Annotated in this window: 17 protein-coding genes and 1 riboswitch; of the genes, 8 read left to right on the top strand and 9 right to left on the bottom strand. The window is 74.2% G+C overall.

Annotated features, from left to right (window positions below; translation table 11 throughout):
• Positions 1–146 precede the first annotated feature (146 nt).
• Genes ACSMTC_RS30805 through ACSMTC_RS30795 form a run of 3 tightly spaced genes read right to left on the bottom strand, consistent with a single transcriptional unit; the run spans position 147 to position 3,570 of the window.
• Complete coding sequence (locus ACSMTC_RS30805) at positions 147–1,712, bottom strand: precorrin-2 C(20)-methyltransferase (protein ID WP_436563008.1); 1,566 nt, start codon at positions 1,710–1,712, stop codon at positions 147–149.
• A complete protein-coding gene (locus tag ACSMTC_RS30800; protein WP_436563007.1) occupies positions 1,709–2,335 on the bottom strand; it encodes a precorrin-8X methylmutase in 627 nt (208 codons plus the stop codon). The genes ACSMTC_RS30805 and ACSMTC_RS30800 overlap by 4 nt, the downstream gene beginning before the upstream one ends.
• The gene (locus ACSMTC_RS30795) at positions 2,332–3,570 is read right to left on the bottom strand and encodes a cobalamin biosynthesis protein CobG (protein WP_436563006.1); all 1,239 of its coding nucleotides are present in this window, start codon (positions 3,568–3,570) and stop codon (positions 2,332–2,334) included. Before ACSMTC_RS30795 ends, ACSMTC_RS30800 begins: the two co-directional genes overlap by 4 nt.
• 76 nt (positions 3,571–3,646) lie before the next feature.
• Positions 3,647–3,793, top strand: a riboswitch (cobalamin riboswitch).
• Positions 3,794–4,004: 211 nt separating this feature from the next.
• Between ACSMTC_RS30795 and cobN the strand changes: the two genes are divergently transcribed.
• The gene (gene cobN, locus ACSMTC_RS30790; protein ID WP_436563005.1) at positions 4,005–7,616 is read left to right on the top strand and encodes a cobaltochelatase subunit CobN; all 3,612 of its coding nucleotides are present in this window, start codon (positions 4,005–4,007) and stop codon (positions 7,614–7,616) included.
• Between the two features lie 112 nt (positions 7,617–7,728).
• On the opposite strand, the gene ACSMTC_RS30785 is transcribed toward cobN, so the two are convergent.
• Complete coding sequence (locus ACSMTC_RS30785) at positions 7,729–9,186, bottom strand: FAD-dependent oxidoreductase (protein WP_436563004.1); 1,458 nt, start codon at positions 9,184–9,186, stop codon at positions 7,729–7,731.
• Positions 9,187–9,709: 523 nt separating this feature from the next.
• Between ACSMTC_RS30785 and lnt the strand changes: the two genes are divergently transcribed.
• A complete protein-coding gene (gene lnt / locus ACSMTC_RS30780; RefSeq protein WP_436563003.1) occupies positions 9,710–11,221 on the top strand; it encodes an apolipoprotein N-acyltransferase in 1,512 nt (503 codons plus the stop codon).
• Positions 11,222–11,420: 199 nt separating this feature from the next.
• Here lnt and ACSMTC_RS30775 read toward each other — a convergent pair whose 3' ends face one another.
• Both ACSMTC_RS30775 and ACSMTC_RS30770 read right to left on the bottom strand, forming a co-directional pair.
• The gene (locus tag ACSMTC_RS30775; protein WP_436563002.1) at positions 11,421–12,185 is read right to left on the bottom strand and encodes a VOC family protein; all 765 of its coding nucleotides are present in this window, start codon (positions 12,183–12,185) and stop codon (positions 11,421–11,423) included.
• 13 nt (positions 12,186–12,198) lie between these two features.
• Entirely contained in the window at positions 12,199–13,107 is a 909-nt protein-coding gene (locus ACSMTC_RS30770; protein ID WP_436563001.1) for an NADP-dependent oxidoreductase, read from the bottom strand.
• 249 nt (positions 13,108–13,356) lie between these two features.
• Here ACSMTC_RS30770 and ACSMTC_RS30765 point away from each other — a divergent pair, with 249 nt between their 5' ends.
• Positions 13,357–14,022, top strand: coding sequence for a GTP cyclohydrolase II (locus ACSMTC_RS30765; protein ID WP_436563000.1), 666 nt, complete (start codon positions 13,357–13,359; stop codon positions 14,020–14,022).
• Positions 14,023–14,079: 57 nt separating this feature from the next.
• Here the strand turns inward: ACSMTC_RS30765 and ACSMTC_RS30760 are convergent, their stop codons facing one another.
• From ACSMTC_RS30760 to ACSMTC_RS30750, 3 genes are all read right to left on the bottom strand, one after another.
• On the bottom strand, positions 14,080–16,239 hold the full coding sequence (locus ACSMTC_RS30760) for a putative bifunctional diguanylate cyclase/phosphodiesterase (RefSeq protein ID WP_436562999.1): 2,160 nt from the start codon (positions 16,237–16,239) through the stop codon (positions 14,080–14,082).
• Complete coding sequence (locus ACSMTC_RS30755) at positions 16,236–17,042, bottom strand: SAM-dependent methyltransferase (protein WP_436562998.1); 807 nt, start codon at positions 17,040–17,042, stop codon at positions 16,236–16,238. Before ACSMTC_RS30755 ends, ACSMTC_RS30760 begins: the two co-directional genes overlap by 4 nt.
• 178 nt (positions 17,043–17,220) lie before the next feature.
• Positions 17,221–19,254: a putative Ig domain-containing protein gene (locus ACSMTC_RS30750; RefSeq protein ID WP_436562997.1), complete on the bottom strand. Its 2,034-nt coding sequence runs from the start codon at positions 19,252–19,254 to the stop codon at positions 17,221–17,223.
• A 343-nt stretch (positions 19,255–19,597) separates the two neighbouring features.
• Here ACSMTC_RS30750 and ACSMTC_RS30745 point away from each other — a divergent pair, with 343 nt between their 5' ends.
• From ACSMTC_RS30745 to egtD, 5 genes are all read left to right on the top strand, one after another.
• The gene (locus ACSMTC_RS30745) at positions 19,598–20,728 is read left to right on the top strand and encodes an aminotransferase class I/II-fold pyridoxal phosphate-dependent enzyme (RefSeq protein WP_436562996.1); all 1,131 of its coding nucleotides are present in this window, start codon (positions 19,598–19,600) and stop codon (positions 20,726–20,728) included.
• 193 nt (positions 20,729–20,921) lie between these two features.
• Positions 20,922–22,256: an ergothioneine biosynthesis glutamate--cysteine ligase EgtA gene (gene egtA / locus ACSMTC_RS30740; protein WP_436562995.1), complete on the top strand. Its 1,335-nt coding sequence runs from the start codon at positions 20,922–20,924 to the stop codon at positions 22,254–22,256.
• Entirely contained in the window at positions 22,250–23,605 is a 1,356-nt protein-coding gene (egtB, locus tag ACSMTC_RS30735; protein ID WP_436562994.1) for an ergothioneine biosynthesis protein EgtB, read from the top strand. Before egtA ends, egtB begins: the two co-directional genes overlap by 7 nt.
• On the top strand, positions 23,605–24,345 hold the full coding sequence (gene egtC / locus ACSMTC_RS30730; protein WP_436562993.1) for an ergothioneine biosynthesis protein EgtC: 741 nt from the start codon (positions 23,605–23,607) through the stop codon (positions 24,343–24,345). Before egtB ends, egtC begins: the two co-directional genes overlap by 1 nt.
• A 114-nt stretch (positions 24,346–24,459) precedes the next feature.
• Positions 24,460–25,443, top strand: coding sequence for an L-histidine N(alpha)-methyltransferase (gene egtD / locus ACSMTC_RS30725; protein WP_436562992.1), 984 nt, complete (start codon positions 24,460–24,462; stop codon positions 25,441–25,443).
• Positions 25,444–25,620: the final 177 nt, after the last annotated feature.

The raw sequence follows: 25,620 nt of genomic DNA, 5'->3' as shown, positions 1-25,620 counted from the left end.
GGTAGCGGGAGGCCCCCGGTGAGCCGACCGATTATCAGACCGCGGGAACGGGCGGCGGTGCGCCGCGCGGGTACCCCTGCCCCGGGAGACCTTCGACGGGGCGTCAGGCGGGTGTTCTGCCCGACTGACGCCCCGTCGCGGACCGCTCAGGCCGAGGGGTACCGGCGCGGCGTCCACACCACCTCGGTGCCGTCCTCGCGCCGGACCGCCTGGGTCTGCGAGGAGCCGACCAGCAGGATGGTCCGCATGTCGACCTGGGCCGGGTCGAGTTCGGCGAGCCGGACGGTCCGGACCCGCTCGGTCGGACCCCCCACGTCGCGGGCCATCACCACGGGGGTGTCGGGGGCGCGGTGTTCGAGGAGCAGGTCGCGGGCCAGGCCGACCTGGGTGGTGCGGCTCTGCGAACCGGGGTTGTAGAGGGCGAGCACGAGGTCGGCCTCGGCGGCGGCGCGCAGTCGCCGGGCCACCGCCTCCCAGGGCTTGAGCCGGTCGGAGAGCGAGACCACCGCGTAGTCGTGGCCGAGCGGGGCACCGGCCCGGGAGGCGGCGGCGTGCGCGGCCGTCATCCCCGGCACGATCCGTACCGGCACCGAGCGGTAGGGCTCCTGGCAGGCCGCCTCCAGTACGGCGGTGGCCATCGCGAAGACACCCGGGTCGCCGGAGGAGACCACGGCCACCCGGTGTCCGCGCCGGGCGAGGTCCAGGGCGAACTCGGCGCGTTCGGCCTCCACCTTGTTGTCCGAGCCGTGCCGCCGCTGGCCGGGACGGACGGGTACCCGGTCGATGTAGGTGGTGTAGCCCACCAGGTCGGTGGCGGCGGCCAGTTCACCGCGTGCCTCGGGGGTCAGCCAGAGCGGGCCGGCCGGCCCGAGGCCCACCACCACGACCTCGCCCTCGCCCTCGCCCTCGCCCTCGCCCTCGCCGTCGGCGCACTGCGCACCCTCGGCGGTCCCTGCGGGTTCGACGGGCGCGCCCCCGATCCGGCTGGGCAGTACGGCGACCGAGAAGTACGGGACACTCGCCGGATCCACCTCGGCCAGCGGCTCGGTGCGCTCGCCCGCCATGGTGGCCCGCTCGACGTACCGGGCCTCGGCCAGCCGCCCGGAGCGCTCCAGCGCCCGCCGCACGGTCGGGAAGGTACGGCCCAGCTTCATCACCACGGCGGAGTCGGTGGCGGCCAGCCGCGCCGTCAGCTCCTCCTCGGGGAGGGTACCGGGCAGGATGGTCAGCACCTCGTCGGCCTCGACCAGCGGCTCACCCAGCCGGGCGGCGGCGGCGCTCACCGAGGTCACCCCGGGCACCACCTCGGTGGGGTAGCGGTGCGCCAGGCGCTTGTGCATGTGCTGGTACGAGCCGTAGAACAGCGGGTCGCCCTCGGCCAGTACGACGACGTCCCGGCCCGCGTCCAGGTGGGCGGCCAGCCGGGCGGCGGCCTCCTCGTAGAACTCGTCCAGTGCGCCCCGGTAGCCGCCGGGGTGGTCGGTGGTCTCGACCGTGACCGGGTAGACCAGCTGCTCCTCGATCTGGTCGCCGCGCAGGTAGCGCTCGGCTATCGAGCGGGCGATGGAACGGCCGTGCCGGGCGCTGTGGTACGCCACCACGTCGGCCCGGCCGATCAGCGCGGCGGCCCGGACGGTCACCAGCTCCGGATCGCCGGGGCCGAGGCCGACACCGTACAGCCGCCCGCTGGCGACTTCCTGATGCTCCGTCACTCTTCTTCACTCGCAATCGCGTTGACGGCGGCGGCGGCGATCGCGCTGCCTCCGCGCCGACCGCGCACCACCAGGTGCTCCAGGCCGGACGGGTGTGCGGCCAGCGCCTCCTTGGACTCGGCGGCGCCGATGAAGCCGACCGGCACACCGATCACGGCGGCCGGACGCGGCGCACCGGCCTCGATCATCTCCAGCAGCCGGAACAGCGAGGTCGGCGCGTTGCCGACGGCGACCACCGCGCCCTCCAGGCGGGGCAGCCACAGCTCCATCGCGGCGGCACTCCGGGTGTTGCCCATCTTCCTCGCCAGCTCGGGCACCGAGGGGTCGGAGAGGGTGCAGATCACCTCGTTGTCGGCGGGCAGCCGCTTGCGGGTGACCCCGCTGGCCACCATCGACACGTCGCACAGGATCGGCGCACCGGCGTGCAGCGCGGCGCGCGCGCTCGCGACCACGCCGGGCGACCAGAGCAGGTCCTCGACCAGGTCGGTCATGCCGCACGCGTGGATCATCCGCACGGCGACCTGCGCCACGTCGGCGGGCAGGTGGGCCAGTTCGGCCTCGGCCCGGATGGTGGCAAAGGACTGGCGGTAGATGGCCGCGCCGTCCTTCTCGTACTCGATCACTTGATCCTCCGGGCCTCGGCCACTGCCTCGGCCATCCGCTCTGTCGTCACGTTCACTGACACATCCGCCGGCGCCTTCGCCGAGGCGCCGACGCGGGTCACCCGGTAGCCCTGCCCCGTGGCGAGGACGTCCACCCACTCCCCCGCCGGATGCCCGCACCGCCGCTCGCAACCGGACCAGTGCACGGGCAGTCCGCCCGGGGCGGACCGCCGCGCCGCCGCGTCCAACGCCCGTGCCGCGTCGGCCCGTACGTCGGCCCGCGACCTGGCGCAGCCGGGCAGCCCGGTGCAGGCACTGGCCCGCTCCCAGGCCGAACCGGGGTCGGTACGGAACCCGGCCGCCGCCAGCTCGGGCAGCCGGCCGGCCGCCGCCCCCGGCAGGATGACTCCCCTCCAGGGGGTCAGGCGCAGTTCCCCGGCCGAGGCCGCGGCCAGCAGCCGCCACCGTGCCGCGCCGACCCGGCCGAACCGCAGGCCGACCGAGAGCCCGCCGGGCAGGGCGCCGGGGGCAGGGGCGGCGCCGGGCAGGGCCGGCAGCTCTTCGGTGCCCGGGTCGAGCAGTTCGGGCGCCTCGCGCAGGTGCCAGGCCTTGGTGCCGGTGGCGCGCAGCGCGTGCAGGAACTCCTCGGCGGCGCGGACCGCACCTTCGGCGGCGCGGCCGGGCGGCACCGGGCGGGCGGTGGCGGCGCGGCCGAGGCGCAGCAGGGCGCCGCCGCCGGCGGTTGCGATCAATGTCACATCGGCGTCGAGGGCGGCGACGTCACCGCGCCCGTCGTCCAGGGCGAAGAGGAACTTGCCGGAGAGCCCGGCCGCCGCCTCGCTCGCGCACAGGCGCCGGTCCAGTTCGCGGGCCCAGTCCTGGACGTCGGCGTGGCCGAGGCCGTCCAGCCCCGCGGCCGGGGAGGCGACGATGTTGCGGACCCGCTCATGGGTGTCCGAGGGCAGCAGTCCGGCGGCGCGCAGGCGGCGGCCGAGTTCGAGACCGGAGTCCGAAGGCAGGCCGCGCAGTTGCACGTTGCCGCGCGAGGTGGTCTCCAACTCGCCGTCGCCCAGCTCCTCGGCGGCCTCGGCGAGCGCGATCGCCTGACGGTCCGTCAGCAGTCCGCCGGGTATCCGGATCCGGGCGAGGGAGCCGTCGTCGGCGGTGTGCAGCCGCAGGGCCCCCGGACAGGCGTCCGAACGGTCGCGGTCGGGCGCACCGGGGCCCGGCACGACGGCGTCGGGTGTGGGTGGCATGGCGGCGAGCATACAGATCACCGCTCGGGGTGCACCGTACCGAACAGATCACACTCCCCCCAGGTCAGTCGCAACCCGTACGATGCTCCCGGGCGGCCCGCGCGGGCGGCCTGACGGCATATGCGGAGGAAACCGGTGGAAAACCGGTGCGGTCCCGCCACTGTAACCACGGCTCAACTGGGCCCTGGGAGCCAGGTACTCCCGCCGTCCTCGACCAGCCCGGGGCGCGGACCCCGAGGAAGGCCAGAAGTGATGCGCTCCCGCATGCCCGGGTCCGCCGTGCTCCGCCCGCTGTGTGCCGGGTGTGCCGAGCCGGCGCCGCACGCTCCCACGCCACCCGTTCCCGTGGGCCGGCCGGGCACCCGCCGCACTCCGCCGTCCGCCGAGCACCGCACCGCTCGGCCCACCATCCACCAGGCCGGGAGGCCCACCGCATGATCCTGCTGCTGTCGACCTCCGACACCGATCTCCTCAGCGCCCGCGCCTCGCAGGGCCCGGTGCGCTTCCGCCTCGGGAACCCGGCCCGGCTGACCCCCGAGGAGCTGCCCGCGCTGCTGGAGGGCACCGAGCTGGTGATCGTCCGGCTGCTCGGCGGCCGCCGGGCCTGGCAGGAGGGCCTGGACGCGCTGCTGGCCGGCCCTCGCCCGGTGGTCGTGCTCACGGGTGAACAGGCGCCGGACGCCCAGCTGATGGAGCTGTCCACCGTCCCCGCCGGGATCGCCGCCGAGGCGCACGCCTACCTGGCGCACGGCGGCGCGGCCAACCTGGCCGAGCTCGGCGCCTTCCTCTCCGACACCGTGCTGCTCACCGGCCACGGTTTCGCCCCGCCCGCCTCGGCCCCCGCCTGGGGCCCGCTGGAGCGCACGCCTTCGACCACCGAGGGCCCCCTGATCGCGGTGCTCTACTACCGCGCCCACCACATGAGCGGCAACACCGCCTTCGTCGAGACCCTGTGCCGGGCGATCGAGGACCAGGGCGGCCGTGCGATGCCGCTGTACTGCTCCTCGCTGCGCGGCGCCGAGTCCGAGCTGCTGGCCGAGTTGGGCCGGGCCGACGCGATCGTCACCACGGTGCTGGCCGCCGGCGGCACCCGCCCGGCCGAGGCGCAGGCGGGCGGGGACGAGGAGGCCTGGGACGCGGGCGCGCTCGCCGCGCTCGACCGGCCGATCCTCCAGGCGCTCTGCCTGACCTGGTCGCGGGCCCAGTGGGAGGGCAGCGACGACGGCCTCTCCCCGCTGGACACCGCCACCCAGGTCGCCGTACCCGAGTTCGACGGCCGCCTGATCACCGTCCCGTTCTCCTTCAAGGAGCTGGACGAGGACGGCCTGACCGTCTACGCGGCCGACCCCGAGCGCGCCGCCCGGGTCGCGGGCATCGCGATCCGGCACGCCCGGCTGCGCCATGTCCCGCCCGCCGAGAGGCGGTTGGCGCTGGTGCTGTCCGCGTACCCGACCAAGCACGCCCGGGTCGGCAACGCGGTCGGTCTGGACACCCCGGCCAGCGCGGTCCGGCTGCTGCACCGGCTGCGCGCGGAGGGCATGGACCTCGGTGACGAGCTGCCGGGACTCGACGTCGGCGACGATGCCTCACACGAGGGCGATGCGCTGATCCACGCGCTGATCGCGGCGGGCGGCTACGACCAGGACTGGCTGACGGAGGAGCAGCTCGCCCGCAACCCGGTCCGCATCCCGGCCGCCGACTACCGCCGCTGGTTCGCCGAGCTCCCCGCCGAGCTGCGGGAGCAGGTCGAGGAGCACTGGGGCCCGGCGCCCGGCGAGCTGTACGTGGACCGCAGCCGGAACCCGGACGGCGACATCGTGCTGGCCGCGATCCGCTCCGGCAACCTGCTGGTGCTGATCCAGCCGCCGCGCGGGTTCGGTGAGAACCCGGTCGCCATCTACCACGACCCCGACCTGCCGCCCTCGCACCACTACCTGGCGGCCTACCGCTGGATCGCGGCCGCCCGGGAGGACGGCGGCTTCGGCGCCCACGCGGTGATACACCTCGGCAAGCACGGCAACCTGGAGTGGCTGCCGGGCAAGACGGCCGCGCTGTCGGCCGCCTGCGGTCCGGACGCCGTACTCGGCGACCTCCCGCTGATCTACCCGTTCCTGGTGAACGACCCGGGCGAGGGCACCCAGGCCAAGCGCCGTGCCCACGCCACCCTGGTCGACCACCTGGTCCCGCCGATGGCCCGCGCCGACTCCTACGGCGACATCGCGCGCCTTGAGCAACTGCTCGACGAGCACAGCAACATCGCCGCGATGGACCCGGCCAAGCTGCCCGCGATCCGCGCCCAGATCTGGACCCTGATCCAGGCCGCCCGGCTCGACCACGACCTCGGTCTCCGGGAGCGCCCCGAGGACGACGGCTTCGACGACTTCCTGCTGCACGTCGACGGCTGGCTGTGCGAGGTCAAGGACGCCCAGATCCGGGACGGCCTGCACGTCCTCGGCCAGGCCCCGGTCGGCGAGGACCGGATCAACATCGTGCTCGCCATCCTGCGCGCCCGGCAGATCTGGGGCGGTGTGAACGCTCTGCCCGGCCTGCGCGAGGCGCTCGGCCTGGACGAGGCGGCGCCGACCCTCGGTGCCACCGACGCGGCCGAGGCCCAGGCACGTGCGCTGGTCGAGGCGATGGAGGCCGAGGACTGGGCACCGGAGGCGGTGGAGAAGGTCGCGGCCGGGCACGGCGAGGCGGTCCGCCAGGTGCTGGACTTCGCCGCCCGCCAGGTGGTGCCGCGCCTGATGCGGACCACCGACGAGCTGGACGCCGTGCTGCACGCGCTGAACGGCGGCTTCGTCCCGGCCGGACCGTCCGGCTCCCCGCTGCGCGGACTGGTCAACGTGCTGCCGACCGGCCGCAACTTCTACTCGGTCGACCCCAAGGCCGTCCCCAGCAAGCTGGCCTGGGAGACCGGCCAGGCCCTGGCCGCCTCGCTGATCGAGCGCTACCGGGCGGACAACGACGGCGCCTTCCCGCCCTCGGTCGGCCTCTCGCTCTGGGGCACCAGCGCGATGCGTACGGCGGGCGACGACATCGCCGAGGCCTTCGCCCTGCTCGGCGTCCGCCCGGTCTGGGACGACGCCTCGCGCCGGGTCACCGGTCTCGAGGCGATCAGCCCGCAGGAGCTGGGCCGCCCGCGCATCGACGTGACGCTGCGCATCTCCGGCTTCTTCCGGGACGCCTTCCCGCACGTGGTCGCGCTGCTGGACGACGCCGTCCGCCTGGCCGCCCGGCAGGAGGAGCCGGACGAGGACAACTTCGTCCGCGCCCACGTCCAGGCGGACCTCGCCGAGCACGGCGACGAACGCCGGGCCACGGTCCGGGTGTTCGGCTCCCGGCCGGGTACGTACGGGGCCGGCCTGCTCCAGCTGATCGACAGCCGTGACTGGCGCACCGACGCCGACCTGGCCGAGGTCTACACGGTGTGGGGCGGCTACGCCTACGGCCGCGGTCTCGACGGCCGCCCGGCGCGCGAGGAGATGGAGACCGCGTACCGGCGGATCACCGTCGCCGCCAAGAACACCGACACCCGCGAGCACGACATCGCGGACTCCGACGACTACTTCCAGTACCACGGCGGCATGGTGGCCACCGTCCGCGCGCTCACCGGCAAGGCCCCGACCGCCTACATCGGCGACTCGACCCGGCCCGAGACGGTGCGCACCCGCACCCTCACCGAGGAGGCCGCCCGGGTCTTCCGCGCCCGCGTGGTCAACCCGCGCTGGCTGGAGGCGATGCGCCGGCACGGCTACAAGGGCGCCTTCGAGATGGCCGCCACCGTGGACTACCTGTTCGGCTACGACGCCACCACCGGCGTGGTCGCCGACTGGATGTACGAGCGGCTCACCCAGGAGTACGTGCTCGACCCGACCAACCGCGAGTTCCTCGGCGCGGCCAACCCCTGGGCGCTGCACGGCATCAGCGAGCGACTGCTCGAAGCCGCCGAGCGCGGTCTCTGGGCCGAGCCCGACCCCGAGCTGATCGACGCCCTGCGCACCGCCTTCCTGGAGACCGAGGGGGATCTGGAGGGCAACGGCTAGGGTCTGCCTCCCGGAACGGTCTCCGGACCGGACCGGACGGGGGGACCTGTCATGAGGAGCCCGACGCGGCCTTGCCTGCCGTGGCGGGCTCCTCACCGGCCGGGCGGGCTCCTCACGGCCGGGCCCCCGCCCGGGCGGCCCGGCCGCGGCCGCAGGCCCTGTCCAGTGCGTCCCAGCCGCAGAGTTTCACCCGTTCACCCCGGCCCAGTGCCGTGGCGAGCTCATGCTCCCGTTCGTCGATCCCGAGCCAGTCGGCGTAGCTCACCGGACGCACTCCGCGTGCGGCCAGCAGCTCGGCCAGCCGTGGCGCCGCGCGGTCCGCACGGTGCGCCGGCCGCGCGTCCCGCGCCCGGTCGGCGAGGAGCGCGCGGACCGTCTGCGCCGCGTCGGACTTGTTGCTTCCGATCACGCCGGTGGCCCCGCGCTTGAGCCAGCCGGAGACGTACTCCCCCGCCAGCGGGGTGCCGTCGGCCCCGAGGACCCGCCCCTCCGCGTTGGGGACGACGGCACGCCGTTCGTCGAACGGCACCCCGGGGAGCGGCACGCTCTGATAGCCGACCGAACGCAGCACCAGCTGCACCGGCAGCTCCGTGAACTCACCGGTACCGGCCACCCGCCCCGCCGCTTCGGGCCTGGTCCGCTCGACCCGCAGCGCCGTCACCCGGTCGGTGCCGATGATCTCCACCGGCCGCTCCCAGAACCTCACCGACACCCGCCTCGGGCACTCCCTCGGCTCCCGCCCGGCCCACTCCCTGATCACCGCCAGGTTGCCGCGCACCCGGCGGTCCGACTCCGCCAGGGCGCTGCTCTCCCCGGTGGGATCGAACCGGTCGAGATCGGTCTGAGCCGGGTCGACCGTGACCTCGAAGCCCGGCGCCTCACCGAGTTCGCGCAGCTCCTTGGGGGTGAACCTGGCCTGCGCGGGCCCACGGCGGCTGATGATGTGGACCTCTCTGACCCTGCTGGCCGCCAGCGCGGCGAGCACCGGCTCCGGTACGTCCGTGGCCCCGAACTCGGCCGCGGGCTTGGCGAGGATCCGGGCCACGTCGAGCGCGACGTTGCCGGCTCCGATCACCGCGACCGCCTCGGCATCGAGCTCGAACATCGCGGGGTCCGAGTCCGGGTGCCCGCAGTACCAGCGGACGAAGTCGGCTGCCGCGGCGCTGCCGGGCAGGTCCTCGCCGGGTACCCGCAGCCGCTTGTCGAGCGGGGCGCCGGTCGCGTACACCACGGCGTCGTAACAGGCGAGGAGCATCTCGCGGGTCACGTCCCGGCCGAAGCACAGGCCTCCGAGGAACCGGACCCTCGGGAGTTCCAGCACCCTCCTCAGGTAGTCCGCGATCGACCTGATCGAGGGGTGGTCCGGGGCGACGCCGTAGCGCACCAGACCGTAGGGGGTGGGCAGGCGGTCCAGGACGTCCACCTCCACCTCGACCCCGTCCGCCGCGGCCTGCTTCACCATCGCCTCGGCCGTGTAGAGGCCGGCCGGCCCCGAACCGACCACCGCCACCCGGAGGTCCGCCACCGCCTGGGGCTCCACCGCGCGGGGAGAGCCCGCCAACGCTGTCATGAGATCTCCTCCCGCTCCCGGCCGGACGTAGGGCGCCACGGCGGCGAGCGGCGTCCTGGACGCCGGGGTCGGAGTCGGGCCGCACCTCCCTGGGCCCTGGCATCCCGGCGGCGGACACCATCGACTCCATCGTCGCACCTCCTCCGGAAGCGCTCGAACGACGTCTCCTCACCGGTCGGCCGGGAGCCCGTGACCGCACGCCGACCGGACGCGTCGTCGTACCGAGCGTGGGCCCCGACGGCTACCCGGCGGCACGGCCGGACTTCGCCGGACTCCCGATGACACGTCAAATATGTTGCTATGAAGGGGACTTGTACATCTCGAAGCGATCGATCGCCAACATGCACACTGCGAGCCGATCACGCCACCCCGTGCGGAACGACTACCGTCCGTGGCCCGGTAGCTCCTGCGATGACCGCCCGCGCAGCCCCGCCCCACCGGCCCTCCCGAGCGCCCGAAGACCGGCGAAGACTCCGGCTTCCGCGACCTGGGAACTCGCACCGTACGGGCGGACAATCAGGTCATGACGCCCCGCCTCGCCCGCCTCGCGGCGCTCCTCGCCGGCGCACTGCCAGTCCTCACCTTCCCCGCTCCCGACCTGGCCCCGCTCGCCTGGGTCGCCCTGGTGCCCGGCCTGCTGCTGATGCAGCGCGCACCGAGCGGACGGGAGGCGGCGCTCCGGGGCTGGTGGTTCGGCGCCGGGTTCATCCTGGCCGCGCTGTACTGGCTGGCGCCCTCGATCGGCCCGGGACTGCTCCTGCTGGCCGTGGTGTTCGGGGCACTGCAGACCGCGCTCGGACTGGCGGTGTGGCGCCTGCTGCACCCACCGCTCACCCTCGCGCGGACTCTCGGCGCACTGGTGGTCGTCCCGTCGGTCTGGGTGACCATCGAGTACGCGCGCTCCTGGCAGGCACTCGGCGGACCCTGGGCACTGCTCGGCGCCAGCCAGTGGCAGCACCCGGCCATTCTGGCGCTGGCTTCGGTCGGCGGGGCCTGGCTGGTGAGCGCGGCCATCGTGGCGGCCAACACCGGAGTACTCGTCGTTCTGACGAGTCGTCAGCTCGCGGGCCGGGTACTGGCCGCCACGGTGGCCGCACTCGTGGTGCTCTCGGGTCCCGCGCTGTTCGCGCTGCGCACCCAGCCCTCGCCCGGCGAGCAGGCCACCGTGGCGCTGGTCCAGCCGGGCGTGACCGACGGCCCCACCGCCAGATTCGACGCCAGCGCCGCGATCACCACCCGCCTGATCGGACAGCCGCTTGACCTGGTCGTCTGGGGCGAGAGCAGCACCGCCGCCGACCTGGACCGCAACTCCGCAACGGTGGACCGGCTGCGCGGCCTCGCCACCGCGACCGGCGCCCAGCTCCTGGTCAGCGAGGACGCCCGCAAGGCCGACGGCCGGATCTCCAAGGACGCCGTCCTGATCACTCCCGACGGCGTCGCCGCCCGCTACCGCAAGATGCGCCTGGTGCCGTTCGGCGAGTACATCCCGCTGCGCCCCGTGCTCGGCTGGCTCGCCGGGATCAGCAGGGCGGCGGCCGAGAACCGGGTGCCGGGCACCGACTTCCACCTGCTCCAGGCGAGCACCCGCGACGGCCGCCCACTGCCGCTCTCCGCCCTGATCTGCTTCGAGTCCACCTTTCCCGACATGTCCCGCACGGCGGCGAGGGACGGCGCCCGGCTGCTGGTCTACCAGTCGGCGACCTCGACCTTCCAGAACACCTGGGCACCCACGCAGCACGCCTCACTCGGCGCACTGCGGGCCGCCGAGACCGGCCGGCCGGTGGTCCAGGCCGCCCTCACCGGCGAGTCGGTGGCCTACGACCGCCAGGGCCGCCGCCTGGCCCACCTGGACACCTCCGCCAACGGCGCCCTCACCGTACGACTCCCCCTCGCCGCCCCCACCGACCGCACCTGGTACGACCGCCTCGGCGACTGGGCCCCGCTCTCCGCCGCCGCCATCACCCTGACCGCCGGCGGCCTCACCCTGCTCCGCCCGGGCCCTGCCGCCCCACCCGCGTCGCCGGACGCGGCCTGAAGAGGATCCGCACCGCCGCGATCCGCTGGGGCAGATGGGACCACCCAGTACCGCCGCCGCTCCCGGTCACGAGTACTGAGCGCCCTCGGGGAGCTCGGAGAGGTGGCTTGTCAGCGGGCAGCCCCCGGCGCATCCGGCCGCGCCGGGGGCTGCCCCGTCCGCTGAGGCCACGGGCAACTCACTTTTCCCCCCGAGGAGTTCAGCCCTCGGTGCCCGCCGCGTGGATGCCGAACCGGGCCCCCTGGGCGTCATGGACCACCGCCAGCCGAGGTCCGCCCGGCACGTCCGTGGGCGGCAGCATGACCGTGGCGCCGAGTGCCGCGGCCCGCTCCGCGACCAGGTCGACGTCGGCCACCGCGAAGTACGGCATCCAGTACGGCGGTACGTCCGGCGGGAACTGCTCGGCCATGTCGAGCATTCCGCCGAAGTCCTCGCCCGCCAGGCCCCACTGGGTGTAGGTCTCACCGACGGTGACGCTCCAGCCGAAGACCCGGCTGTAGAACTCCTTGGCCCCGGCGGTGTCCCGGGTGGCCAGTTCCACCCAGCCGAGCGCGCCCGGTTCGTTGAGCAGGCCCGCCCCCTTGAACTCCTTGGCCTGCCAGGCGGTGAAGACCGCGCCGGCCGGGTCCGCGAGGACGGTGAAGCGCCCCTCCTCGAAGACGTCCGTCGGTTCCTTCAGCACCCTGCCGCCGTTCTCGACGGCGGCAGCGGCGGTGGCGTCGGCGTCCGCCGTGGCGATGCCGACCAGCCAGGCGGTCCGCTGCCGGGGGGAGGCGATGGGGCCGATCGCGGCCACCGGGGCGTCGCCGACCAGGAGTTGGGTGTAGCCGCCGGCCCCGGGGCGGACGTCGGTCCTGGCCGCCCAGCCGAAGAGTTCGCGGTAGAAGGCGCCGGCGGCCTCGGGGTCGGTGGTGCCCAGTTCGACCCAGCAGGGCGCGTTGACGGTGGGGGTGGTGATCTTCACGGTGGGCGTCCAATCAGCCGAGGTCGAGGACGAGTTTGCCGCGGACGTGACCCGACTCCACGTCGGCGAGGGCTTGCGCGGCGCGCTCCAGGGGGTAGGTGGCGGCGATGTGCGGGTCGAGCGCGTCGAAGGCGACCAGCTTGGCCAGCGCGTCCAGGGTGTCGGCACCGAGGCTGCGCCGGACGAACGCACCGCCCAGTTCGGCGACGGTGGCCTGGTCGGCGGTGGAGACCAGCCTGGCCGGGTCGCGCAGGGCCACGGCGGCGGCCCGCAGGTCGTCACCGCCGACCAGGTCCAGGATTCCGTCCACGCCGTCCGGCGCGACGGCCCTGATCCGGTCGGCCACGCCCTCGCCGTACCGAATCCAGGTGGCGCCGAGCGACTCCACCGAGGCCCGGCTGCCGTCACCCGCCGTCCCCAGCACCGTGAGCCCGTGCCCCTTGGCGAGCTGGGCGGCGACGGTACCGACCCCGCCGGCGATACCGAGGATCAGCAGCGTCCGCCCGGCCGTCAGATCCAGCTGCGTCAGCGCGTCGTACGCGGTCGCGGCGGCCACCGGCAGCGTCGCCGCCTGCGCGAAGCTGACGTCGGGCCGCTTGTGGGCGGTGATCGCGGCGTCCAGCAGGGTGTGCTCGGCGTAGCCGCCGGCCACGGTGGCACCGAAGACCTCGTCACCGACCGAGAATCCCTCGACGCCCGCCCCGACGGCCTGCACCACCCCCGACACCTCGGAGCCGAGCACGGCGGGCAGCGGCCGTCCGGTGCCCAGAAAGCCCTGCCGGATCTTCCAGTCCACGGGGTTGACCCCGGCGGCCCGGACGGCGACCAGCAGCTGGCCCGGCCCGGGCGAGGGGGTGGGACGGTCGAAGAACTCCTGGTTCTCCGGCCCGCCGTAGGCCACGAATCCGAATGCCTTGGACATGGTCTTCCTTACGCTCGGCGACGCCCCTTCACCAGCTTGCGGGCGCGGCCGCACAGGCGGACGGGAATGCTGAGCCGAAACGGGGAAGCTGAGCCGAACGAGGCGCCGGATCCTCGGCGGGTTCCGACGGGAGCATATTTGTTCAAATTCGAACAACAGTGTACGGTCGAGCCCGACCAGCGGTTTCGAACCCAGAGCATCTGCACCCCCGGGGGCGACCCGCCACCCGGCGACCCCCGGAGGCCCGGCATGCCCCAGCCCGAGCACGAGCAGCAGCACCGCCCCCTGCCGGGCCCGGCCACCGTCCGCTCCCGGGTCCGCATCCCGCTCACCTTCGGCGACGGCTACCGGGTCGAGGCCGAGGCGCACACCTTCCACGGCCTGGCCGACGGCGCCGAGCACCTCGCCCTCAGGCTCGGCGAGGTGGGCCGGACGCCGCTGGTCCGGCTGCACTCGGAGTGCCTGACGGGCGACGTCCTCGGTTCGGACCGCTGCGACTGCGGGCCCCAGCTGCGCGAGGCCGTGGAGCGGATCGCCGACAGCGGCGGTTACCTGCTCTACCTCCGCCAGGAGGGCCGGGGCATCGGCCTCTACAACAAGCTCGACGCCTACGCCCTGCAGGACTCCGGACTGGACACCTACCAGGCCAACACCGCCCTGGGCCTGCCCGAGGACGGCCGCGACTACACGGCCGCGGCCCAGATGCTCCACACCCTCGGCGCCACCGGCATCCGCCTGCTCAGCAACAACCCCGACAAGGCCGCCCAGCTCACCGGCCTCGGCATAACGGTCGCCGAACGCGTCCCCACCGGCGTCCACCTCTCCGAGAGCAATGTGCGCTACCTCAGCACCAAGGCCGCGGGCACCGAACTGACCCTCGGCCACGGCATCTCCGTGCTCCCGGTCGGCGCCTGAACCGGCCGGCCGGAAGACCTCCGTTCCACCGCTGCGGGCGGCGGTACGGGCCGGGGTCTAACGGCCGCTACCCTCCGCGATGCGGCGGGCTATGTCGGCCGGGCGGACGGGGCGGCCGAAGTGCCAGCCCTGGGCCCAGTCGCAGCCCATCTGCCGCAGGCGGTCGGCGTCGGCGCCGGTCTCGACGCCCTCGGCGGTGACGGTGAGACCCAGGGTGTGGGCGAGCGAGACCAGTCCGCTGATGATCCGCCAGCCCAGCGCGGCGTCCTTGCCCGGATCGTGCAGATCGCCGACGAAGGAGCCGGCGATCTTCAGCCCGGAGACCGGGAGGTCGCGCAGATAGGCGAGGTTGGACCAGCCGGTGCCGAAGTCGTCCACGGCCAGCGAGACTCCCAGGTCCACCAGCGCGTGCAGGTACTTGAGTGCCTCGTCCTCCGGCCCGACCACGGTGGACTCGGTGATCTCCAACTGGAGCTTTGCGGGGCTGAGTCCGGTGGTGCGCAGGATCCGCTCCACGTCGCCGACCAGGCTGGCGCTGCGCGCCTGGCGGACCGCCAGGTTGACGTTCAGCTGAGGCGCCGCATCGCCGAACTGCCGTACCCAGTCGGCGGCCTGGGTGCAGGCCTGCTCCAGTACCCAGCGGCCGAGCGGCATGATCAGGCCGGTCTCCTCGGCGATCCCGATGAACTCCTCGGGTCCGAGCACACCCAGCTGCGGGTGCCGCCAGCGGACCAGTGCCTCGACCGAGACCAGCGAGCCGTCGCGCAGCGAGCAGAGCGGCTGGTAGTCGATGAAGAACTCGCCCCGGTCCAGGGCGGAGGGCATCCGGACCGAGACCGTGTAGCGGCTGACCGCGCGGGCGTTCTCCTGCGGGTCGAAGAGCACCCAGCGGCCCCGGCCGGCCTCCTTGGCCCGGTAGAGCGTCAGGTCGGCGGCCCGGACCGCCGCGCCCGGGGTGGTGCTGGCGACCCGGCGCTCCAGTACGCCCACGCTGGCGCCGACGGCGAGCCGGTGGTCCCCGATCAGCACCGGTTTGGTGAGCGCCGCCAGCACCGTCTTGGCCGCCGCGACCGCCTCCTGCTCACCCCGGCAGTTCTCCAGCAGGACGACGAACTCGTCACCGCCGAGCCGGGCCACCAGGTGGCCGAGCGGGGTGAGCGCGGCCTCCAGGCGTCCGGCCACCGCCGTCAGCAGCTGGTCGCCGGTGTCGTGGCCGAGGCTGTCGTTGACCACCTTGAACCCGTCCAGGTCCACGTAGCAGAGCCCGAACCGGGCACCCGGCTCGGGCTCCTCGAAGAGCTTCTCCAGGCGCTCGAAGAAGGCCGCCCGGTTGGGAAGTCCGGTCAGCGGGTCGTGGTTGGCCTGGTGGCGCAGCCGTTCCTGGAGGCGGTAGCGGTCGGTGATGTCCTCCAGCATCGCCACCTGGTAGACCGGCTTGCCGTCGTCGTCGCGGATCAGCGAGACGGTCAGATGGGTCCAGACCACCTCGCCGTCCTGCCGGTAGTACGGCTTGTCGAACTGGAAGTACTCCCGCTTGCCGGCGATGAGTTCCTCGTACGCCTCCCAGACGCCGGGGGTGTCCTCGGGATGCACCAGGTCGCCGACCCGCCGGCCCTGGAGGTCCTCGGGGCGCGCCCCGAACAGGTCCTGCAGGGCCCGGTTGACCGTCAGGATGGTGCCGTCGACGTCACCGAGGCCGATCCCGATGGCGGCGCTCTCGAACAGTGCCCGGAACCGGGCCTCGGAGGCGCGCAGCGCCTTCTCGATCTCCTGGCGCGCGGTGTCGGCCGCCAGCCGGATGGACTCCTGCTCCCGCAGGGTCCGCTCGCGCAGCGCCGCCGCCCAGCCTGCCGCGAAGGCCCCGCAGAGCTGCGGGGCCCGGTCGTCCAGCGGTTGGAGCTGCAGCAGCTCGACCGCGCGGGAGAGCACCGCCGGGTCGGTGAACTGCGCGTCCACCAGCAGGGCGCCCGCCTCGGTGGCCAGCTCCGGCTGGAAGGGGCGTTCCAGCTGCGCGCGGTGCAGCAGCCCGGCGGTCCGGGAGATCAGCCGGTCCAGGATGGCCGGGTCGACGGCCACCCCGTGGCCGCCCTGCAGCAGCCGGGCCCACTCCCGGTGGAACCCGGTCGCGTGCTCGTGCCGGACGTCGGTACCGCGGTGCCCGCCGGGGCGGTCCTGTCTCTCGGGCCGGGCGGCCTCCTCCGGCGGGGCCCAACTCACCGCAGGAACCCGACCCCGGCCATACCGGACATCCACTCCGGGTGCGGGCCGACTCTTTCGGGGTTCTCGGGGTGCCACTCCGGCAGGTAGACCACGCCGGGCTCGACCAGTTCGAAGCCGTCGAAGAGTGTCTCGATCCGGTCCCGGCCGCGCATGGTGAGCGGGGTCGGGGTGCTCTTGTAGAGGTCCTGGTGCGGGCCGGCCTGGTCCGGGCGGCCCTCCGTGGAGGCGTGGCTGAGCACCAGCGCGCTGCCCGGCGGCAGGGCGTCGCGCAGCGTGGCCACCAGCCTGACGGGGTCGTCGTCGTCGGTGATGAAGTGCAGCACCGCGACCAGCAGCACCGCGACCGGCTCGCCGGCGTCCAGCAGTGCGGTGACCTCGGGGCGCGCGAGCAGGTCCTCGACCGAGCGCAGGTCGGCCTCGACCACCTCGCTCAGCGGGTCGTCCCCCAGCAGCAGGCGGCTGTGCGCGACCGCGACCGGGTCGCGGTCCACGTACACCACCCGGGACCGGGGGTGGATACCCCTGGCCACCTCGTGCACGGCGCCGAAGGTCGGGATGCCGGAGCCGATGTCCAGGAAGCGGGAGATGCCCGCGTCGGCGACGTGCCGGACCGCCCGGCGCAGGAAGGCGCGGTTGGAGCGCATGATGGCGGGCAGGTCGGGCCAGAGTTCGATGGCCCTGCGGGCCATCTCGCGGTCGGCCTCGAAGTTGTGGGAGCCGCCGAGGTAGTAGTCGTACACACGGGCGGCGTTCGGCTTGTCGAGATCGGTTCCGGCGGGTACCCAGTGTGGTCGTCCCATGACGGCAACCCTTCCGGAGCTGGAGCAGACAACTGGAGTAGACAACAAACGTCAGGATCTTCCTATCATCATCCGCTGCCTGCAAGCCGGGCGGCCGCGATGGTGCGACCGGTACCGCAGGTCGCACGGCACGGGGAGCCGCCCGGACGTCCGGGCGGCTCCCCAGGGCGGTACCGGCCTAGCCGATCGTCAGCGTGACGTCGTCCAGCGCGAAGTCGGTCTCGTCGGCGGCCGAGTCCGTGGTGAAGGCGAGCACCACCGTCTGCCCGGCGTAGGCGGACAGGTCGACGCTGCGCGGCACGAAGTGGTCGGTGTCATCCCGGTTGGAGTAGGTGGCCAGGGTGGTGAGGACCTTGCCCGAGGCGTCGAGCAGCCGCACCCGCAGGAAGTCCTGGGCCGGGTCGGCCGGGGGCAGGTCCGAGGAGGGCCAGAGCCAGTAGTCGAGCCGGTACGAGGTGCAGCCGGCCGGGATGGCGACGGTCTGGCTCAGGGTGTCGCTCGGGCCGGTGGCCCGGTTCTTGTCGAAGTACGCGGAGTAGTGGCCGGTGTGGGCCGGGTTCACGGTGTCGAAGGTCCAGGCCCCGGTCGCCGTCCAGGGGCCGGGGGTGCCGGTCTCGAAGCCCTGGTTGCCCAGCAGCCGGCCCGGGTAGCAGCCGCCGGCGGTGGTGACCCGCCAGGCGAAGGAGACCCCGAGGTCGTGCCGGTGGAAGTCCTGGACGTTGACGCTCGTCGTCCAGGTGCCCCAGGCGGTGGGCGTGCCGGAGATCAGTCCGGTCGCCGGGTCGATGGACAGCCCCGGCGGCAGCCCGGTGGCCGCGTAGCCCAGCTTGTTGGACCACATGCCCTTGGCCTTGATCTGCAGTGAGACGGGTGTGCCGACCCGGCCGGTCTGCGCGGGCGGCTGGGTCACCGTCATCAGCCCGTGCGCGACGACCCGGTCGGTGAAGGCGATCGTGCTCTTCGGCGTGCCGAGCCCGGTGGGCCCGTCGTACCCCTTCTGTGCGGTGCAGAAGTAGGCGGCGGAGCCGTCGCACGAGCCGTTCGCTCCGGCGCCCACGTCCCAGGTCAGCCCCAGGCGGCCGGACAGGTACGGGAACGAGGCCGGCCGGGAGCTCGGCCAGGCCGGCCCGGCGTGGACGGCCGTGGCGGCGACGATCACGGCCGCGGTGCCGGTACCGCCGGCCACCGACCAGCCCTTGGTGTCCTGGTCCCCGTAGCTGTCGTAGACGGCCACTCCGGTCGCCGGATCGGCGACGGCCGCGAGATCGTTCATCATCCGGCCGGGGCAGCCGGTGTCCTTCTGCCAGGAGGGCTTGGGCTCCACGGTGGAGCAGCCCGAACCGGTGCCCGCGTTCCGGCCGGTGGCATCGCCCCAGGCCGTCTCGGTCCAGCCGCGGGGGTCGGGGTCACTCTTCCTGGTCAGTGTGGTGCCGCCGACCGCCAGTACGTACTGCGAGGCGGCCGGGTAGGAGGTGCCGTAGCCGTCGTCGCCGGCGGCCGCGGTGATCAGGACGCCCGGGTGGTCGTAGTACTTCTCGTCCAGGGCGAGTTCGGACGGGTCCTCGGGTGCGCCGTAGCCGGTGGCGACGTACCGCGCCCCCAGCGAGACGGCGGTGTTCACGGCGGCACCGAGGTCGTCGCTGCGGTCGGAGTCGGCCTCGACCAGCAGGATGCGGCAGTCGTCGCACAGCGCGGAGACCATGTCCAGGCCGGTCGAGATCTCCCTGGCCCAGCCGTCGTCCGGCGCCGGGTAGCCGTCGGCGCGGCCGCGCTGGTTCACCTTGGTGAGGCAGCCGCTCGCCTCGGTGCACGGCGGCAGTCCGTACTCGGCTCGGTAGACGGCCAGGTCGAGGGCGGCGTTCGGGTCGTCGTAGGCGTCCACCACGGCCACCACCGCTCCGTCGGAGGCGCCGCTCGGGTTGTAGGCCTTCCGCAGGTCCGCCGGGCCGTAGCCGGCGGGCGGCTCGGCCGCCGCCCTGGGTTCGGCCGTGCCTGCCGGTCCGGTCCGTACCAGTAACCGGCATCGGGCGTGTCCGGGGCGCGCGTCCGCGCAGGCCCGGCGCGCCTGCGGGTGTGTGCTCGCCGCCCGGGCGCTCTGCGGTGCGGCCACTCCGGTGAGCGCCGTCACCAGGGCCAGTACCGCGATGAGCGGTAACGCCCGCCGAGCGGCGGCCCTCCCCCATGGGTCCGCCGTGTACCGCCGGTGTGTCATGGGTCCCCACCCTTCCGCCGCCGACGGGGGTCGCACGAAGGCGGTGCCCGGTCGGGCGGCAGTGACTCGTCCGAATGGTGCGTGGTCGAGCCGAGTATGGGCAACGCCCGTTGATCATGTGTAGATTTGGTGAAATCAATACGCCGGTTTCTCATCTCCGGTGCGGCGGTTGCGACTTGGCAAGGCGCCGGCGACCGGGGACGCGGTTTGGGCCGGGCGCGTGGGGTAGGCCGGCAGGATGCCGACGAGCGCGGCCGTGAGGGCGCACGGCCCCCGGATCCGGGGGCCGGCGCCGACGCGGGCCGCAGGGGAGTCGGGGTGCAGCCGTCCGTCTGGAGGTCTGGTGGAGCGGTTCGACCGCACGGGTACCGGAAGCGTCAAGTGGGCCCGCGCCGGGGCCGGGCGGATCGCGCTCGGGCTGGCGGACATGGACCTGCCGGGGCCGCCGGAGATCGGCGCCGCGCTGGCGCGGCGGGCGGAACACGCCGCGTACGGCTACACCGCGTGCGATCCGGCCGGGCGTGAGCTGGTCGCCACCTGGTACCGGGAGCGGCACGGGGTGGTGGTGGATCCGGACTGGGTGATGCTGCTGCCGTTCGGCCCGCGGACCGCGCTGCGGCTGCTGTTCACGGTGGCCGGGCCCCGGCGGCCGGTGGCGTTCCCGGCGCCCGAGTGGGCCGGTTTCGCACAGCTCTGCCGCGCGGCCGGGCTGCCGTTCCGCATGGTGCCGCTGGCCCGGGACGCGCTGGGCTACCGGCTGCCGGTGGCCGAGCTGACGGCCGGCGGCACCGACCTGATCGCGCTGAGCAGCCCGCACAACCCGTCCGGGCGGGTCTGGACGGCCGCGGAGATCCGGGCCCTGGCCGAGGGGGCGGCCGCCGGCGACGGGCTGCTGGTCTCGGACGAGGTGCACGGCGACCTGGTCCATCCCGATCACGGGCTGCCGCAGCCGGTGGCGGTGGCCGTGGCCGGGGCGGCGGCCCGGCATGTGGTGACGCTGAGCTCGGTCGGTAAGACCTTCAACACCTCGGGCATCCCCAGCTGCTTCGCCCTGGTGCCGGACGCCGTGCTGCGCGAACGGCTGACGGCCCATCTGGCCGGTTACGGCCTCTGGGAGGGCGGCCTGCTGGAGCAGGTGGTGCAGCAGGCCGCGCTGCGGCACGGCGGCCCCTGGCTGGACGGCCTGCTCGGCGAACTGGTCACCCACCGCGAGCTGGTGCTGGCCGCGCTTCCGGCCGGTGCGGCGCTCTCCCGCCCCGAGGCCTCGTACCTCCTCTGGCTGGATGCCGCCGCGCTCGGCCTGCCCGCCGAGCGGGCGCGCGAGGCCCTGATGGCGGAACGGGGCGTGGAGCTCTCGGACGGCGCCGACTTCGGGCCGCTCGGACGGGGGTGCCTGCGGCTCAACTACGCCCTGCCCCGGCCGCTGCTGGCCCGGGCGCTCACGCGTCTGACCGGCCCCGGGCCCCGGCGCTGAGCCTCCGCGCCGGCCTGCCGGTTCCACCGGAGCGGACGCGGCCCGGTCGGCGCGGAGGTTTGATTCGTAGCAGACTGAGCAAGAAGTACCGGGCCGCGACCGCGGCCCGAGGATTGGTGAGTCCGGTGACAGCCGTACGGCGGGACCAAGCGCACCGAAGGGTGCCGCCCCGCCACTGACCGAGGTGAGCCCGGTGACCGAGACGCTGACCGACATACCCCAGGGCACGGACGTACCGCCGCTGACCGAGGCGAATGCCGAGGGGCATCTGACCGCGATCTGCTTCAAGATCGGCCCACCCCGGCTGACCGGTGTGGAGGCGGAGTGGTTCGTCCACGACCTCCGATACCCCGATGCGGCGGTGGATCCGCGGCGGGTGAACCGGGCCCTGGCGGCCCTGCCCTCCGGCCCCGACCGCCGGCCCCCCGGTCCGCTGTTCCCGGCGGGCTCCGCTCTCACCCACGAACCCGGCGGGCAGGTCGAACTCAGTTCCCCGCCCGCCGAGAGCCCCGGCGACTGCGCCGAGGGCCTGCTGCTCGACCAGGGCGCCCTACGCTCCGCGTTCGCCGCCGAGGGCCTGCGCCTCACCGGTTCCGGCACCGACCCGCTGGCCCGTGAACGCCGGATGCAGCTCCCCCTCCCCCGCTACCTGGCGATGGCGCGGCACTTCGACCGCTCCGGGCCCTGGGGCCGGACCATGATGTGCGGCACCGCGTCCCTCCAGGTCTGCGTGGACGCGGGCACCGAGCGCGGCCGGGCGTCGTACACCGAGCGCTGGCGGCTGCTCCATCTGCTCGGCCCGGTACTGGTCGCCGCCTTCGCCAACTCCCCGTTACTGGACGGCCGGCTCACCGGCCACCGCTCCACCCGGCAGATCATCTGGTCCCGGATGGATCCGACCCGCACCCTGGCACCGCGGCTGGCCGACGGCGACCCGGCCGAGAACTGGGCCCGCTACGTACTGGACGCCGAGCTGATGTGCATCCGGCGCGGCGACGGCCACTCCTGGTCCGCACCGGCCGGGCGCACCTTCCGGGACTGGCTGCGCGACGGGGGCGAACGGCCGCCCACCGTGGCCGACCTGGACTACCACTGCACCACGCTGTTCCCGCCGATCCGCCCACGCGGCCACCTGGAACTGCGCATGATCGACGCCCAGCCGGAGAGCGGCTGGCTGGTCCCGCTGGCGCTGGTCACCGGGCTGCTGGACGACCCGGCCGCCACCGACGCCGCACTCGCCGCGCTGGAACCCCTCGGCACCCTCGACCACCTGCCGCCGCGCTCCGGGCTCTGGCGCCGGGCAGCCACCCTGGCGATGACCGACCCCGCACTGCGCCGGGCCGCGCTGGCCTGCTTCGCCGCCGCCGAGCAGGCCCTCGGCCGACGGGCCGACGGCGAACGGCTGCGCGGCGCGCTCGCCCGGTTCGCCGAACGCCACCCCGCGCGGGGCCGCTGTCCCGCCGACGACCAGCTGGACGCCCTGCGGGCCGGTGTCCGTCCAGTCCCCCAGGAGAGCGCACCATGCTGAACGCCGACCGTCTCCCCGAGGCCACGCCGGATCCCGCCGAAGGGCCGGCCCCCGGGCCGCTGCGCGAGCGGATTGCCGCCGAACTGCTGGCCGCCCGCGCCAGAACCGCGGCGCTCACCGACTGCGTGGACGAGCACGACCTGACGGCCCAGCACTCCCCGCTGATGTCCCCGCTGGTCTGGGACCTCGCCCACATCGGCAACCAGGAGGAGCTCTGGCTGCTGCGCAACGTCGGTGGTCGCGAGGCGATGCACCCGGAGATCGACCCGCTCTACGACGCCTTCCAGCACCCGCGCGCCGAACGCCCCGCACTGCCGCTGCTCCCCCCGGCCGAAGCCCGTGCCTACTCCCACGAGGTGCGCGGCCGGGTGCTCGACCTGCTCGCGGCCACCCCGCTCGAAGGGGCTCCGCTGCTCGACGCGGGCTTCGCCTTCGGAATGATCGCCCAGCACGAACAGCAGCACGACGAGACCATGCTGATCACCCATCAGCTCCGACCGGGCCCGGCCGCGCTCACCGCTCCCCCGCCGCCCGCAGCCGCCCCCGGACCGCTGCCGGCCGAAGTCCTCGTCCCCGGCGGCCCGTTCACCATGGGCACCGACACCGAGCCCTGGTCGCTGGACAACGAGCGCCCCGCCCACCGGGTGGACCTGCCCGCCTTCCGGCTGGACACCACTCCGGTGAGCAACGCCGCCTACCAGGAGTTCATCGCGGACGGCGGCTACCACGACCCGCGCTGGTGGACACCCGAGGGCTGGTCGCACCGGCAGCAGGCCGGTTTGGAGGCCCCGCTGTTCTGGCGGCGCGAGGACGGCCTGTGGCTGCGCCGCCGCTTCGGGGTGACCGAGCCGGTACCGGGCGAGGAGCCGGTGCTGCACGTGTGCTGGTACGAGGCCGACGCCTACGCCCGCTGGGCCGGGCGGCGGCTGCCGACCGAGGCCGAGTGGGAGAAGGCCGCCCGGTACGACCCCGCGACCGGCCGCTCCCGCCGCTACCCCTGGGGCGACGCCGACCCCACCGCCGAACTGGCCAATCTGGGCCAGCGCCATCTGCAGCCGGCCCCCGTCGGCAGCTACCCGGAAGGCGGCTCTCCTTACGGGGTACGGCAGTTGATCGGCGACGTGTGGGAGTGGACGGCCAGTGACTTCCGGCCGTACCCCGGCTTCAGGACCTGGCCCTACCGGGAGTACTCGGAGGTGTTCTTCGGCCCGGAGTACAAGGTGCTGCGCGGCGGCTCGTTCGCCGTCGCCCCGGTGGCCTGCCGGGGCACCTTCCGCAACTGGGACTACCCCGTCCGGCGGCAGATCTTCTCCGGCTTCCGCACCGCCGCCTCGGTCGAGGACGCCTGATGTGCCGTCATCTCGCCTATCTGGGACCGACGGTGGCGATCGGACGGCTGCTGGTCGACCCGCCGGCCGGCCTGTACCGGCAGTCCTGGGCGCCCCGGCTGCAGCAGTACGGCAGCATGAACGCGGACGGCTTCGGCGTCGGCTGGTACGCCGAGCACGACCCGGTTCCGGCCCGCTACCGGCGGGCCGGGCCGATCTGGGCCGACCCCTCCTTCACCGACCTCGCCCGGGTGGTGCGGACCCGCGCCCTGCTCGCCGCGGTGCGCTCCGCCACCGACGGCTGCGCACCGGGCGAGGCGGCGGCCGCACCGTTCGGCGCCGACCGCTGGCTGTTCAGCCACAACGGCGCGCTGCCCGGCTGGCCGGGGCAGCTCGGCAAGCTGGCCGCCACCCTGCCGCCGGAGGAACTGCTCGACCTGGCGGCCGCCAGCGACTCCGCGCTGCTGTGGGCACTCGTCCTGCACCGGCTGCGCGCGGGCGCGCCGCTGGACACCGCGCTCGCCCAGACCGTCCTGGAGGCCGCCGGCCACTGCGCCGAGGCCCGGCTCAACCTGCTGCTCACCGACGGGACTTCGATCGCCGCCGTGGCCTGGGGCGACAGCCTCTGCTACCGGCGGGGGCCCGGCTCGGTGCTGCTCGCCTCGGAGCCGTACGACGACCTGCCCGGCTGGGAGCACCCACCCGACCGCTCGCTGCTGCTGGCCGACCCGGACGGCGTGACCGTCCGGCCGCTCGGCTGACCAAGACCGACCGGCGACAGGGAGTGTCGACGCCACGGGCCCTGTTGCCGACCGGTCCGACCCCGTCCCGATCCGCCGCGTGAATCCGCTGCGCCGTGAGAGGAACACCGCATCATGGGCACCTTCGACCTCACCCGACTGCTGCCGGCCGACCACTTCAGCCGCGCGCTACGCCACGACGTACGGCACGGTCTGACCGCGAGTCCCAAGTGGCTGCCGCCGAAGTGGTTCTACGACGCCCGCGGCAGCGAGCTGTTCGAGGAGATCACCCGACTGCCCGAGTACTACCCGACCAGGGCCGAGCGGGAGATCCTGCTCGCCCGCGCCCGCGAGATCGCCGCCGTCACCAAGGCCCGCACCCTGGTGGAGCTGGGATCCGGCTCCTCCGAGAAGACCCGGCTGCTGCTGGACGCGCTGCGCGAGGTGGGCAGCCTGCGGGCGTACGTTCCCGTGGACGTCAGCGAGAGCGCGCTGACGGCGGCCGGGCGGGCGCTGACCGAGGACTACCCGGGGCTGGCGGTGCACGCCATCGTCTCCGACTTCACCCAGGGCCTCGGCCTGCCGCCCGGCGGCGGCCCCCGGCTGGTCGCCTTCCTCGGCGGCACCCTGGGCAACCTCCTCCCGGCCGAGCGGGCCGACTTCCTGGCCACGCTCCGCCGCGAGCTGGAGCCCGGTGACGCCCTGCTGCTCGGCACCGACCTGGTCAAGGAACCGTCCGTGCTGGTGGCCGCGTACGACGACGCGGCGGGGGTGACCGCCGCCTTCAACCGGAACGTGCTCGCCGTGGTGAACCGCGAACTGTCGGCGGACTTCGACCCGGCGGCGTTCGACCATGTCGCGCTCTGGGACCCGGCGGCCGAGTGGGTCGAGATGCGGCTGCGCTCGCGCGCGTCCCAGACGGTGCGGGTGGACGCGCTCGGTCTGCCGGTGCGCTTCAAGGAGGGCGAGGAGCTGCGGACGGAGATCTCGGCGAAGTTCCGGCACGCCCGGGTGGCCGACGAGCTGACGGCCGCCGGGTTCCGGCTGGCCGAGTGGTGGACCGACGACCAGGGGCGCTTCGGGCTGTCGCTGGCGGAGCCGGTCGGGCGGCACGTCTGAGAAAGCGTCGGGCGACCGGGTGGTCACCCGTTCCCGAGGTCGCCGGCGAGGCGGCGGGCCGCGTCGGTCACGACGGGGCCGCGCGGTCCGGTCTCCTCGCCGGCGAGGCGGGCGGGGCGGCTCGCACGGACGGACACACCTGACGGTGGTCTTCGCGGACACCTCGACCGCGAAGAC

Source organism: Kitasatospora sp. HPM-01-4 (genome assembly GCF_051374625.1).
GTDB lineage: Bacteria > Actinomycetota > Actinomycetes > Streptomycetales > Streptomycetaceae > Kitasatospora.
Note: the sequence above shows the minus strand (reverse complement) of the source record. Positions and strands in the feature narration are given on the sequence as shown.